The sequence below is a fragment of the Paenibacillus sp. J31R122 genome, from assembly GCF_056269185.1.
Genome location: NZ_JBWDNM010000004.1, coordinates 372,686 through 385,836, shown reverse-complemented (window position 1 = coordinate 385,836; position 13,151 = coordinate 372,686). Strand labels below are relative to the sequence as shown.

The 13,151-nt window shown below is 41.1% G+C and carries 13 protein-coding genes; 3 read left to right on the top strand and 10 right to left on the bottom strand.

Translation table 11 applies throughout. The features are described 5' to 3' along the window. Positions 1-26 precede the first annotated feature (26 nt). Positions 27-425, bottom strand: coding sequence for a DUF948 domain-containing protein (locus AC0YN7_RS09580; protein ID WP_475809750.1), 399 nt, complete (start codon positions 423-425; stop codon positions 27-29). Positions 426-557: 132 nt separating this feature from the next. Here AC0YN7_RS09580 and AC0YN7_RS09575 point away from each other — a divergent pair, with 132 nt between their 5' ends. Next, complete coding sequence (locus tag AC0YN7_RS09575) at positions 558-3,308, top strand: response regulator (RefSeq protein ID WP_475809749.1); 2,751 nt, start codon at positions 558-560, stop codon at positions 3,306-3,308. A 167-nt stretch (positions 3,309-3,475) separates the two neighbouring features. Here AC0YN7_RS09575 and rsbW read toward each other — a convergent pair whose 3' ends face one another. The 5 genes from rsbW to AC0YN7_RS09550 form a co-directional block, all read right to left on the bottom strand. Continuing rightward, positions 3,476-3,901, bottom strand: a complete 426-nt coding sequence (rsbW, locus tag AC0YN7_RS09570; protein WP_475809748.1) for an anti-sigma B factor RsbW — start codon at positions 3,899-3,901, stop codon at positions 3,476-3,478. Beyond that, on the bottom strand, positions 3,898-4,230 hold the full coding sequence (locus AC0YN7_RS09565) for an STAS domain-containing protein (protein WP_475809747.1): 333 nt from the start codon (positions 4,228-4,230) through the stop codon (positions 3,898-3,900). Before AC0YN7_RS09565 ends, rsbW begins: the two co-directional genes overlap by 4 nt. A gap of 102 nt (positions 4,231-4,332) precedes the next feature. Next, a complete protein-coding gene (locus tag AC0YN7_RS09560) occupies positions 4,333-5,475 on the bottom strand; it encodes a PP2C family protein-serine/threonine phosphatase (RefSeq protein ID WP_475809746.1) in 1,143 nt (380 codons plus the stop codon). 129 nt (positions 5,476-5,604) lie between these two features. Beyond that, positions 5,605-6,012, bottom strand: coding sequence for a YflT domain-containing protein (locus tag AC0YN7_RS09555; RefSeq protein ID WP_475809745.1), 408 nt, complete (start codon positions 6,010-6,012; stop codon positions 5,605-5,607). 42 nt (positions 6,013-6,054) lie between these two features. Further along, positions 6,055-6,216, bottom strand: coding sequence for a DUF1328 domain-containing protein (locus AC0YN7_RS09550; RefSeq protein ID WP_475809744.1), 162 nt, complete (start codon positions 6,214-6,216; stop codon positions 6,055-6,057). Positions 6,217-6,443: 227 nt separating this feature from the next. Between AC0YN7_RS09550 and AC0YN7_RS09545 the strand changes: the two genes are divergently transcribed. Then, positions 6,444-7,298 carry an alpha/beta fold hydrolase gene (locus AC0YN7_RS09545; protein ID WP_475809743.1) on the top strand — a complete coding sequence of 285 codons (855 nt, stop codon included), beginning with the start codon at positions 6,444-6,446 and terminating at the stop codon, positions 7,296-7,298. Positions 7,299-7,417: 119 nt separating this feature from the next. Here the strand turns inward: AC0YN7_RS09545 and map are convergent, their stop codons facing one another. After that, on the bottom strand, positions 7,418-8,170 hold the full coding sequence (map, locus tag AC0YN7_RS09540; protein ID WP_475809742.1) for a type I methionyl aminopeptidase: 753 nt from the start codon (positions 8,168-8,170) through the stop codon (positions 7,418-7,420). Between the two features lie 197 nt (positions 8,171-8,367). On the opposite strand from map, the gene AC0YN7_RS09535 reads away from it, so the two are divergent. Beyond that, complete coding sequence (locus AC0YN7_RS09535; RefSeq protein WP_475809741.1) at positions 8,368-9,156, top strand: hypothetical protein; 789 nt, start codon at positions 8,368-8,370, stop codon at positions 9,154-9,156. A 125-nt stretch (positions 9,157-9,281) separates the two neighbouring features. Here the strand turns inward: AC0YN7_RS09535 and AC0YN7_RS09530 are convergent, their stop codons facing one another. Genes AC0YN7_RS09530 through AC0YN7_RS09520 form a run of 3 tightly spaced genes read right to left on the bottom strand, consistent with a single transcriptional unit; the run spans position 9,282 to position 12,866 of the window. Then, positions 9,282-10,694, bottom strand: coding sequence for a protoporphyrinogen oxidase (locus AC0YN7_RS09530; protein WP_475809740.1), 1,413 nt, complete (start codon positions 10,692-10,694; stop codon positions 9,282-9,284). Positions 10,695-10,721: 27 nt separating this feature from the next. After that, positions 10,722-11,786 carry a hypothetical protein gene (locus tag AC0YN7_RS09525; RefSeq protein ID WP_475809739.1) on the bottom strand — a complete coding sequence of 355 codons (1,065 nt, stop codon included), beginning with the start codon at positions 11,784-11,786 and terminating at the stop codon, positions 10,722-10,724. Positions 11,787-11,813: 27 nt separating this feature from the next. Further along, on the bottom strand, positions 11,814-12,866 hold the full coding sequence (locus tag AC0YN7_RS09520; RefSeq protein WP_475809738.1) for a M42 family metallopeptidase: 1,053 nt from the start codon (positions 12,864-12,866) through the stop codon (positions 11,814-11,816). Positions 12,867-13,151: the final 285 nt, after the last annotated feature.

The window sequence follows — 13,151 nt, the reverse complement described above, 5'->3', positions numbered from 1 at the left end:
CTCTCTTTGTCTGCTCCTATTATAGCTTATTTTTTTTTGATTTTATTCCAAATCCGCAATGAAGATACAACGCCATCAATGATCGCACTTCCAACACCACTCTCTACTGCATGTAAGCTTACAGCTGATTCCTTAGCTGCTCTTGTGAAGGTATGTATGGTTTGACCAATATCATTTACCGTAGCAAATATGACATCCAACGAGCTTAGCTTAGCGCGAACATCTAACGTCATTGCATTCGTATTATGAACAGCACCCTTCACATCAACAGTAATTTGCGAGACATCGGTTCTTAATTGCCCAATCGTTAATCGTATCTCATTTAGAGCATCTTTGAGGATTTTCAACGTCTGTACTAATGAATACATCAAAACGACGAATGCAATCGCTATAATAATGATACTGATTTGAATGAATATACTCATTTCTGCATCACTTCCTCTTTTTTCTTTAGTTACCCGATATAGATCGATTTGAAACAGCAGGAACAAGAGGATCTATAATGTTATACTTATAGAATCCTATTAGACAATGAAAGGATACAAAGGAGAGTCATTATGCTGCGAGATATAAGATTGCCGATTAGAACAAAAATTGCTATTGGCTATTTTCTCATAATTTGCTGCCTAGGTGTGTCCATTGTGGTCGTAACTGACAGAATCTCAGCCTTACAGGATGAAGTCGAAACCATTACAAGCCGAGATATAGAAGTTCATAACCTTATTACTTCCATTCGATATGATGCAATAAGCATGGAGACCGGCCAACGCGGCTACTTGCTCACAGGCGATGAAGCCTATCTAGATCCCTATAAGAATGGCAGAGCGCGGTGGGAGGCCAATTATAACAGCTTGTATTCTTATGTATCCGATAATCCAAGTACGCAAAGGGATCTGGAGGAAATAAAGCTAAGTATTCAGAACTGGATCAAGATGACAGCCGAGCCTACTATATTAATGAAAAAAGAAAACAAAATGGATCAATTGAATGATTTTTTTAAAGATGACATAGGTAAGAAAGATATTGATTCCCTTCGGACTCAATTTGAATCGATACTCAACCAAGAGATTGATGCCACAAAAATACATATTATAGAGCTGGAAAATAGAAATCGCATACTGACCATTGGAATCTATGTGATGCTGCTGATTGTAACTATTATTGCATTTATGATTGTCGCTTTCGTTTCCGGTTCCATTGTAAAAACGATTAAGCAAGTGGTAAAGAAGATTACCGAAATCGCTACTGCCGGCGGAGATTTGACGACGAGAATAAAAGTAAATACGAGAGATGAAATTAAGGATCTTGCAGATGCTACTAATAAACTGCTTAACAGTCTAGAAATGCAAAACTGGATTCAAACCAAGGTAGCTGAAGTCGCGACTATGAATCAGGGCATTAATGATTTAAGTACGTTATCCCATTCGTTTCTTTCGAAAGTAGCTCCTATACTGAATGCCACTTATGGTGTATTTTATATTCGCAAAGGATCAGATGAACAGCAAAGGTTAGTTAAACTCGCTTCATATGCCAGCTATGGCGAAGACGTAGGTATGTCTAGCTTTCGTTTAGGAGAAGGACTTATCGGACAATGTGCACTTGAGAAACGTGTCTTCTTGCTAAATAACCTTCCTGAGAATCATGCCCTTATTACTTCGGGCCTCGGACAGGTAAAGCCGCAAAGCATTTTAATTGTACCAATTGAATTTGAAGGCAATGTTGAAGCTGTCGTGGAGTTCGCTTCAATTGAATCGTTCAGCTCACAGCATCTGAAGCTGTTAGAAGAAATCGAGATTGATTTCGGCATTGCTCTCAACAACGTAGCTGGTCGAATGGAAGTAGAACGATTGCTCAGCCAGTCTCAAGTGCTTACGGAAGAGCTTCAAGCACAGACCGAAGAATTGCAGACGCAGTCAGAAGAACTGCAAATGCAGCAAGAGGAAATGCGCATGACTACTGAGCATTTGGAGGAACAAAACTTAAATGCTGAACAGAAAACGAAAGAATTAGAAAAAGCAAAAAAAGAGCTTGAGAATTATGCTAAAGAATTGAAAAAGAGCTCAACATACAAAACTAATTTTCTCGCTAATATGTCACACGAGCTTCGAACGCCATTAAATAGTATTTTGATTCTGTCGCAGCTTCTTTCTGAAAATGAAAATAATACGCTTACCGAGGATGAAGAAGGTTATGCTCGCGTCATTCATACATCAGGCAATGATCTCTTGAAACTGATTGACGATATTCTTGATTTATCGAAAATAGAAGCAGGAAAAGTAATTTTGACTGTGGATGAGGTCAATGTGACGGAGATTCCAGAGCTGATGAGGCTTAGCTTTGACCCCGTTGCCGATAAGAAAGGCTTGGCCTTTGACATCCAGACACAGTCTACCATTCCTAATCTGTGGCATACAGACGGACAAAGGCTGCAGCAAATTTTAAAAAATCTATTATCCAACGCATTTAAATTCACAGAACAAGGCTCCGTCACACTGAAGCTTGAACTAGCCGATCCGTCGCAAGTGAATCAATTTTTACCGATGTATAGTGGTCAAAGTGTACTTGCTATCTCGGTAACAGACACCGGTATTGGCATTCCTCTGAGCAAGCAGCAATTAATATTTGAGGCTTTCCAACAGGTTAACGGCAAAACAAATCGACAATATGGCGGTACCGGTCTTGGATTATCGATTTGCAATGAGTTTTCGAAGCTGTTAGGCGGCTGCATTATATTGAAAAGCGCGCCGCGTGAAGGAAGTACCTTTACCCTTTATATACCGAGCTTAAATCCAACTATCACCAACCCAGTCGTTATAGCTCAACAGGAGGTAGCAGTCGCCGTCTATACGCCGACAGCTGTCACATCGTCTGAGGTAGTGGAGCAATCAATCGCTCTTCCTATAGAATCAGAAGATTACTTATTTGAGGGGAAGAAGATTTTGCTCGTAGATGATGATGCGCGTAATGTATTTGCCATTGTAAAAGCGCTCGAAAACAAAAAATTTATGGTTACGGTCGCTGGAAATGGAAAACGTTGCTTGGAAATATTAGATAAGGATTCTAGCTTTGACCTGGTGCTTATGGATATTATGATGCCACTTATGGACGGATTTGAAACGATGCGGGCGATTCGTCAGAATACTACGCTGCGGCAGACGCCAATTATTGCCCTTACAGCGAAAGCTATGAAAAGTGATCGTGAGAAATGTTTAGAAGCCGGAGCTTCCGATTATATTAGCAAGCCGATAAATATGGACCAGCTATTTTCACTTATGCGGGTGTGGTTAACAAAGCAGTTGGGTAATTGAATAATTACTTAAATGAGAATGTCGCAATGTCGAAGGTGTCTCACAAGGCGAATTGGAAAGCATAGAAATCACACTTTGGCTAAATAAGACAGCAAAAAAGGCTGCCCTCCCATCAAAGTCAGCAGACTTTTATGGGAGGGCAGCCTTACATCCAGCTGAGTACGGTCTTAAGCTGCGCTATATTTCGTCAAAACCACTTCGGTTCCGTTATCAGTCGTATGGACAACAACTTCATCCATCAGTGCTTGCATCAAATAGATGCCTAATCCACCTACTGGCAGCTCGCTGACTTCCTCAGCTTGCAGTGGAGCTGCTTTATCTAGAGCTTCAGCGTGTAAAAACACCGGCCCCTTATTTTTCACTTTGATGGTAAGACCCGCTTCAGAGGATTCAAAACAGATGTCGATCATATCTTCTCTAGCAGCCTGTGAGCCGTGCAATACCGCGTTATTGCATGCCTCCGAAACAGCTACCTTCATATCTTCAATATCCTCATAGGAAAATTGCATCTTCGACGCAATGCCATATAGACAAATTCTAACGATCTCGATATAGTCCGCATGAGCGGGGATTTGCAAACGAATCTCACTCATCCTTTTTCCTCTATCCCTTCTACTAAATAGCTGGATATACCCGTTAAATCAAACAGACGCTTAATAGATGGCGGAATTTCTTGCACGAAAAAAGGAGCATTTAATCCATCACGAATTTTCAACACGGAGACGATAATACCGATCCCTGTGCTGTCAATGTATTTTAAGTTTTTCAAATTCAGTATAAGTCCTTTTTCAGTTCGATTCACGACTGGCTCCAGTACCGACCGAAGCTGTGGAACAACAGATAAGTCCAGCTCTCCTTTTATATGAAGAATAAAGGTATCCTTTGTCTCTTCCTGTTCAATTTGAAACTGCTCTACTCTCATTTACTCACTCCGGTCTCAATTGTTTTAATAAATCTTATCAATATAATCCTGTACGTTATACCATTTACCCTCTTCTGCTCGTTTTGAAACATGATATTCGTTTTATTTATTATTAGTATCCAGCATAACCAAACAAATATCATCTTTCTGAATGCCGTTAATCTGAGGATAGATCATCGAGCTTACTAGCTCTGAGGGCTCCAAGTTTTGATCATTATGAAACACCTCGACTAGCTTACTAATTGGAATCTCTTTACCGTCATCCATCGAGTCGGTTAATCCGTCTGTATAGAGAACAATTTTAATTTCATTTTCATATTGCAGCTTTCCTTTTTTAATCCGCAGGTTTTCGAATAAGCCAATTGCACCGCAGCCCTGCTCAAGTAAAACAACCTCATTATCCAAATAAACGAACCCTGGCGGATGCCCAGCATTTACATATTCGATCGTTTTTCCTTCTGTATCCAGTACTAAGTAAATAGCCGTGAAATAGTAATTAATTAACTCATCCTTCATATGAAGCTGATTCATGTATCGATTAAGCTCATGCATAACCTGCTCAAGATCGGAAATACGAGTAATCGTATCACGCAATACGGAAGATATGTACATACAGACGAGTGACGAAGAAATACCATGCCCCATCATATCCAGCAAAATAACACCGTAACGATGTTTATCGATGCGATACCACGCATAAAAGTCGCCGGCTAGCTCCGAGGAAGGCTGATATACAGCGCTAATCTCTATATTCTCGTCATTTATAGGCTTGCTTAACACACTTAGCTGAACCTGCTTAGCAAGCTCCAGCTTGTACTTCATTCGCTTGTCCCGTTCTTTATGCCAATCAATTTCTTGCTTCAGTCTTAACGCCGAACGAATGCGAGCGAGCAGCTCCATCTTATTAATCGGCTTCATTACATAATCGCTAGCTCCAGCATCCAGTGCTTCTGCCATTTTGTTAGAGTCGCCGACGGCCGTTACAAATATGATAGGAACATCCTTAAATCGCTCATCGCTTTGGATTCGTCTGCATGCCTCTAAGCCGTCGATGTCCGGCATCATCATATCCATTAGAATCAAATCCACATCCGCATCTTTAACGATAGGCAGATCAATTCCCAATAGATCATAAAGCTCCATAGCGGAGGAGGCTATCTTCAAATTTTTATAACCTGCTTTATTTAAAATAGTCTTAATTATAAGATGATTGGTAGCATTATCATCAACAATTATAATACTCATATCAAATGCTCCTTTGAGTCAAATCTACTCTCAGTATATCATACCGATCTAAGTTCATTTATTTAAACAAAGACCTATCCCCCCAGGGATAGGCCTATGTCTATTTTGTTTTGACTACATGCACTCGATTTAGATCACATAATGTGGGTAGTAGTAAACCAATGGATCATAGTCATCCCCGATGTACTCCTTGCCTCCCCAGGCTATGACCAGAATCTTGTCTCTGTCCATATCTCGCTCAAGACGTTCTGCATCCCTCTCTGAAATGCCGAGCGATCTCATCTTGGCGCGCAGCTCATCCCCGTTGGAACAGAAGATGTTAGCAATAGCCGTTCCTAAACCTTCCTCGGCTACACCGATTTTTTCGGCATCCGTATTTTCCGCAATTCGGCTCGTTCTATCCTTATCGTGAGTTAGTACATAGATGTTATCTTGAGCATAGCCTTCTCTCTGGAAGGTATAAACCTGATCTTGTACCTCTGTAATGTTATTCACCGTGTGTACTTTCGTATTGGATTGGTTTGTTTGATTTGTCATTGTAATTCCTCCTCATTTTTATGTTCAATTAAGTACTAATAACTAGGCTCGTCTTCGTCCAAGAATAAGAGATGCAATGAATAGAACTATGAATATGACGAATAGGATTTTAGCCATCCCTGCTAGTGCGGAAGCAATCCCTAGGAAACCAAAGACTCCTGCGACCATTGCAAATATGAAAAATAATAATGCCCATCCTAACATCGGAATCACCTTTCTTTCGAATTGCTGTATTTGCTAACTTGCTATGTAATTAAACAGCCTGCTAGGTGCTGAAACAATTATTTTCATAAATTGTCTCTCAAATTCATTCAAAAGATTGCATTATATAGAAGCCATACATTTCAAAATTTTCAAATGATTCAAAACGATCAAACTGGTTTAAGAGAGTACACTATTAAAAATAATATAAAGAAGGCTGGTGTTGAACGATGGAAAAGCAGCGTATTCACGTTAATGGCATCGATATAGTCTATGAGGAATGTGGAAGCGGTAACGAGCAAACCATTGTATTGCTGCATGGCTTTTGTGGTTCATCCAGTTATTGGCATAAACTTTGTCCTTTATTATCCGAAAAAAACCGCATCATTATTCCACAGCTGCGCGGTCACGGCGAGTCAACTTCTCCTGAAGGCAGCTATACAATGGAAAAGATGGCCGATGATATTTTAGGCTTAATAGACGAACTTAAGTTAGATAAAGTAGTTATGTTCGGACATTCACTTGGCGGATATGTAACACTTGCTTTTGCAGAAAAATATTCAGACAGGCTTTCTGGTTTCGGGCTTATCCATTCGACTGCACTTCCGGATTCGGAAGAAATCAAGCATAAACGACTCCAAGATATTGAGGCAATTCGAGAAAACGGCATTGTATCCTATGTGAACAACCTAATTCCAAAACTATTTGCGAAGTCGAAGCATAATGAATTGCAGGAAGAAGTGGAACGGATAATTGGAGTGGGCTTGCAGATGACACCTGAGGGAGCTATTCATACTCTTGTGGGAATGCTGCAGCGATCGGATCGCAGCTACGTATTGTCGGAAGCTGCCTTCCCAATTTTGCTCGTGGCTGGCGCAGAGGATAAAGTTATTTTGCCAGATGCCACCTTTACAATTACTGGACTTGGCACTCTTGAATCTACTTATGAATATCCTCATATTTCTGAAAATACGTTCGAGGGAGTCGCGCATATGAGCTTAGTTGAAGCACCGGATCAGCTATCTCGGGTAATGGCGAATTACTTAAAGTCCCTTTACGAGAGTGAAGCAATAAAAGAGGCGTAAGTTGTAAGCACGAATACGTTCAGGCCCCATAGTCAGTAAAAAGAAAGAACTGCCTCTCTAGAAGCAATTGCTCTTCTTGAGGGGCAGTTCTTTCTTCCTATATATCAAATATAAAATCGTTATTGCTTCAGCTGCGTTAAAATCAACGGTCCTTCTTCCAAAATAGCTAGCGTATGCTCGTATTGCGCCGACAGTCCACCATCTAACGTTCTAGCGGTCCAACCATCTGAATCTATTTTCGTACGATGTGTTCCCGTATTTAACATCGGTTCAATCGTCAAGACCATTCCTTCTTTCAAACGAGTACCCCGGTTTGGCGGACCGTAATGAGGAACCTGAGGTTCTTCATGCATCTTCTGTCCAATTCCATGTCCTATAAAATCACGCACTACCGAGAAGCCCTGCGCCTCAGCATAGACTTGAATAGCATGTGAAATGTCCCCGATTCTATTCCCTACAACCGCCTGTTCGATACCTTTAAACAGCGCTTCCTTCGTAACGTCTAACAGCTTTTGTGATTGCTCTGAAATATTTCCGACAGCATAGGACCAAGCCGAGTCCGCCAGCCAACCATCTAGATTGACAACCATATCTACGGTTACGATATCCCCATCCGCTAATACCATATCACTTGGAAAACCATGACAGATGACATCATTTACGGAGGTACAAGTAGCATACGGATAGCCATGATAGCCCTTCTGTTCTGGTGTGACACCATTTTGCTTCATAAAATTTTCAACATATTTGTCGATTTCCATCGTGGTTATGCCCGGCTTAATAAATTGCTCCAGCTCTCGATGACAGGCTGCTAAAATCTCGCCGGCCATTTTCATTTTCATAATTTCTTCTCGCGTTTTAATGATTATCATATGATTCACCTTACCTTGATCATTTTATTGCTTTTATATATTCTAACCATTAAGGATCGGATATACAAAATCAGAAGTTCACTTCTATTTTCCCCTATTTTGCAACAGAGTACAACTTAGGCCATCCAAATTACAATAATTAATAAAATAATGATAAAATACTTTTATATCAAACGTAAACAGAAAGGCGGGAAGATATGGTACATACATTCATTATCGAGCCAAAAAACTATATCGCCTTCGAAAACGAGGCGGAACTAATTGAAAAGTGCAAGGAATGGAACTTAATATCTGAGAAAGCGACCAAACCAAAAGCATTTTTCTACAAAGGAAACGGTATGAATCTAGCCTGCAGTATTATAGGTTATGCTGATAATATGACCGCGGTCATTCAATTCGACAATAATCAGCATCACTGCATCCACCCCTCCTACTTGAAGGAAATGCAAGCTGCGAATTACGGACAGAAGATTTCGATCGCGTCGGAAGATGTATTAGTATCGGAGAGTGCAGCTGTTGAGGCGCAGCAAGCTGAAGTTCTGACTGCCGCAGAAGCCAAAGTGGAAGAAACTGCGGTAGATCATCCACATGCTGCAGAAACAGAAACAGAAGCAAAACCTCAAGAGACTGCAGTTGAAGACCCCCCAAAGGGAAAAGCTAAAAAAGGAAAAGCTCCAAAGCTTCAACTGCCTGAAGAAAAGGTTAAAATGACAGCTACCGTACAAGAGTTCACTACGGTTCCAAACAACTTCTCCGATAACGAGGATGAAGTTGTCATCTATGAAGCAGTTTCCATTATTGATCCAGAAACTATAATTGGCGTAGCCTGGTCCAGCCACAGCGCCACACTCAAAAAACTGGAGCTTGAAATTGGGGATACGATTACGTTTGATGCAAAAATAGTCGCAAAGAAGCTAACGAAGCACCCCGTTCCCTACAAAATCAACAATCCCGCTAAAATTGTAAAAGAAAAACAACAAGCGTAACGGTTATCGCCGTCCATTGCGGCAGAGCATTCGTTTCGCAAAGATGGATAAGAAAAAGGGACTGTACCTTTAGGTTTTTAACCTTTTTGGGACAGCCCCTTTTCTACCGTATATAAATGATAAATCTATACTTCCGACCTTGATGATTCATCAAGCAATTTGTTGGTTAATTGCTGTGCAACTTTTTCGCCGTTTGCTATGCAATCCGGTATTCCTACGCCATAATACGAGCATCCCGCCAAAATGACATGGGGAAAGCTGCTCTCCATTTTCTTTTCCAATGACTGAACGATATGAGGATGCTTGATATGATAATTTGGCATGGAATCGTTCCAATTCGTCACTATATGAGACAATGGCTGGGCGGTTATGCCTAAAGAATCTTCGATATCCTTAAGAGCCACTTTCAGCAAATCAGCATCCGATAGCTTTTGCAGGTTTTCATAGGAGGAGCCTGAGCTTTTATAAAATAATCTTACTAATAGGCGATTGTTCTTGGAGGTATGCTCCCATTTCCTGCTTGTCCAAGTACAGGCATTACAGATTAAATCGCTATTATCCGTGACGATAAAGCCAGTACCATCCTTAGGCAGCTGATGATCAGGAATATCAAAGCATAAGTAAACGCTAATCAATGAGCTGTTTAGCAGCTGATCGAAATCCTCGTCCAGCTCCTTCGTATGCAGTAAGGTTTGCGCGACTGAATGCACCGTACTGAGCACGACATAGTCTGCCTCGATGGTTTGATCATTAGCCAGTGTGATTAGATAGCGTTCACCAGTCTTAACTAGGCTATTCGCCTTCACCCCTTTTATAACTTCCACCTCATTCAAACGTTTCTCGAAACCATCAACCAAAGTCGATAATCCGTTTTTAAACGACAAAAACTTTTTATCTCCGGATCCTTGAAACGTTTTTCGGTTTTCTGATAGACCTTTGATAATACTGCCGTATTCATTTTTGTAATCCAATAAATAAGGAAGTGTAGAGGCCAGAGTTAGATCATTTATATTTCCAGAATAAACGCCGGATAAGACTGGTGAAATTTGCTTCTCGACAATCTCATCACCCAGAAAGGCGGATAAAAATTGCCCAATCGAATCATTTTTCGTAAAACTTTCGTTTTTCGTGTAAAAGTCCTTGAGCGCTTCTACTTTCCCCTCTGGTGAAATCAAGCCGCTCTTGGCTAACGACTCTATAGTTAGCGGAATACCAAAGACAGTATCATCTGGAATCGGCTTCAACTCACCATCCACATGAATAAATGACTTTCCGGTGGCGTTATAAACAACCTCGTCTTCCAAGCCCAGTTCTTCAATTAGAGGAGCCATATTGGGCTTCCGGGCGACAATAGAGTCTGCTCCCGATTCCATAATAAATTCACCGTCATGAACGGAATGAATTTTGCCGCCCAGAGTGTTATTTGCTTCAATTAAAAGGATGTTTACCGGTTGTTGACTGGCTTTCATTTGTTCTTGCAAATGGTACGCGGTAGATAAACCGGTAATACCTCCACCTATGATAACGATTGTTTTCAATTCATACACCTCAATTAGTTACGTTTTTCAAATGGTAGGGCTGATGTTGTTCTTTCTATGCTTGCGAATTTTTTTCCCGACCATGACATTGCAAACAATTAATGCCGCTCCTATCATTACATCAGTAAACCCGACAAAAATTGCATTAAACGGGTAACCGCCCATTTTTGAAATATAATACACCGCAAACCCAAAAATCGCTATTGAACTGACAATAAGAACCCATCTATTTCTTAATAGATAGGCTAAGCCAGCTGCTAATAAAGTTAAAACTACCGTCGATGACATTACCAGCAAGTTATGGTCCATCTCTATATTGGTCGGAAAGATTAGCCTTTTCGGAAAAGTATAAGAGAAATACCATTCCTCGGCAGGCAGGCTGTTAATGGAGACTTTGTATGTAGTGGCGTCGATTTTCTCCATTGGGATGCTGGAATGTATTCTGCCGCCGGGCTTGTACAGCTTCAATTCCAGCTCCACCTGAGGCTCACCCTCCCAAAATTTTGCAGGGGTAAGGTAATAAGAGTGGGAGAAAATCGTGTTAATGACACCCTTGTCGTACATGCCTCCGCCATCCGTGTACTGGATCACTATATGCTTCGTTTCGTTAGGTTCAAATGACAAAGCGAAGCGAGTTCCTACGACTTCGTTACTGTCATATCTGGATAAAGGTAAAGCTTTTCCGCTAATCGGATCATTAACCGTTTCTTTCACTTCGGTATACCAATTAACAGGCCTCGCTTCAGGAGCTAGAAATGTCTCAATCTTTTTCTCGCCTTCCATAACCGTTATATTGTTCATGGAGGAGGTTAGAAACAAGACCTCAACCTTTTTCTCATAATCGTTCTTGTTATGGAGTTCATACTGGACCGAAACCTCAGATCCATTTTGATGTCTAGAAGGGTTTTCTTTGATCGTATAGCTAACTTTCTCATGAACCAAGCTGATGTTGGATTGCTCGTCTAATTGCAATAAACCATACCCATTTGCAGGGTAGTACAATGGCCCTCCATTTGCACTTGCCAGTGTTGGTTGTAATATGACCATTAATACAGCTAACGACAAAAATAATCGAAGCTTCGGTAACAACATCTGGATCCCCTCGTTTCTTAACCAGCTTTAAGATTCCATAACATAAGCGAGAAGCAAGGCTGCTGTATTAACGATGGCATCTATATGCGTTCGCTCCATCCCATGTGAAGCATGAACCCCTGGCCCGATCAAAGCCGCGCGGATGTTGCTTCCGCCACGTAATGCCGCAGAAGCATCAGAACCATAGTGCGGATATATATCGACTGCATAAGGCAGTTTTTCACGTTTTGCCAATTCAATAAGCCGAGAAGTCATATTGTAATCATAAGGTCCTGAAGAATCTTTCGCGCATATGGAAACATCCTGCTCGGTCGCTGAAAGATCATCTCCAAGCGCACCCATATCAACAGCAATAAATTCAGTAATATCGGAAGGAATATAGGAGCTTCCGTGACCTACCTCCTCATAAGTGGACAGTATAAGCTTGATCGTATAAGTAGGAGTTTTTCCTTCGCTTTTGAGCCATGCCATGAAACCGAACAAAGCTGCTACACTTGCTTTATCGTCCAGATGCCGCGATTTAACCCAACCATTCGGCAAAATACGTGTACGTGGCTCCCATGAAATGATATCGCCTACAGAAATTCCAATATTCTCCACATCTTCCTTCGTTTTCACCATTTCATCGATACGAATTTCCATATTCGCTTCTTCCCGCTTCCAGTCTCGGGCATCGGAATATACATGAACGGATGCTTTAGTAGACAATACGGTCCCCTCATATTTTCTGTTGTCACGTGTATGTATGAGACAGTACTCTCCTTCGACTGTATGCATCGCATACCCACCTATTGGAGTGAAACGAATCATTCCGTTCGGCTTAATCGAGCGCACCATGGCTCCCAACGTATCAAGATGCGCGGAAACTCCAATCACCTTGTCACTCTTTTGCCCCGGAATGGTAATGATCGCATTGCCTTTGGGCGTTATTTCCATGATGTAGCCTAAGCTTCTAACCTCATCCTCAACATGCTTCATAATGTCCATGCAGTAACCGCTAGGACTTGGAGTCTTCAACAAGAGCTCAAGCATACTAACTATATAATCACGATTTAACTGTGGATCAAGCGGCAAAACCATTGTCTTGTTCCCCTTTCATTAGTGGAAATACATTCAATTCGGTAGGAAGCAACTATGTTTATCAAAATAAAGATAGTTAACTTCGGAAAAAGGCCGCTTTTTCCACAAATCGTTTGCACTAGACAACACGATTTGAAAGAGGCGACCTTATGAAAAAGTCTACCACGTTTACATATCCTGATCAAATTCTATACCTTCAATAACTTAGATATTTATTTGCATCTTAATTAAGCCTCAATGCAAAAAGACAAGCTGCCAGCAAGTGTTGGCAGCCTGTCTTATTAT

What these genes read in the sequence shown, in the direction of transcription:
- AC0YN7_RS09565 (WP_475809747.1), bottom strand. Translation starts at nt 4,230, where the DNA reads ATGAGAGTAGAGCAGTTTCAAATTGAACAGGAAGAGACAAAGGATACC.
- AC0YN7_RS09550 (WP_475809744.1), bottom strand. Translation starts at nt 6,216, where the DNA reads ATGTTAGGATGGGCATTATTATTTTTCATATTTGCAATGGTCGCAGGA.
- AC0YN7_RS09525 (WP_475809739.1), bottom strand. Translation starts at nt 11,786, where the DNA reads ATGTTGTTACCGAAGCTTCGATTATTTTTGTCGTTAGCTGTATTAATG.
- rsbW (WP_475809748.1), bottom strand. Translation starts at nt 3,901, where the DNA reads ATGAGTGAGATTCGTTTGCAAATCCCCGCTCATGCGGACTATATCGAG.
- AC0YN7_RS09580 (WP_475809750.1), bottom strand. Translation starts at nt 425, where the DNA reads ATGAGTATATTCATTCAAATCAGTATCATTATTATAGCGATTGCATTC.
- AC0YN7_RS09555 (WP_475809745.1), bottom strand. Translation starts at nt 6,012, where the DNA reads ATGACAAATCAAACAAACCAATCCAATACGAAAGTACACACGGTGAAT.
- AC0YN7_RS09575 (WP_475809749.1), top strand. Translation starts at nt 558, where the DNA reads ATGCTGCGAGATATAAGATTGCCGATTAGAACAAAAATTGCTATTGGC.
- AC0YN7_RS09520 (WP_475809738.1), bottom strand. Translation starts at nt 12,866, where the DNA reads ATGGTTTTGCCGCTTGATCCACAGTTAAATCGTGATTATATAGTTAGT.
- AC0YN7_RS09545 (WP_475809743.1), top strand. Translation starts at nt 6,444, where the DNA reads ATGGAAAAGCAGCGTATTCACGTTAATGGCATCGATATAGTCTATGAG.
- AC0YN7_RS09560 (WP_475809746.1), bottom strand. Translation starts at nt 5,475, where the DNA reads ATGAGTATTATAATTGTTGATGATAATGCTACCAATCATCTTATAATT.
- AC0YN7_RS09535 (WP_475809741.1), top strand. Translation starts at nt 8,368, where the DNA reads ATGGTACATACATTCATTATCGAGCCAAAAAACTATATCGCCTTCGAA.
- map (WP_475809742.1), bottom strand. Translation starts at nt 8,170, where the DNA reads ATGATAATCATTAAAACGCGAGAAGAAATTATGAAAATGAAAATGGCC.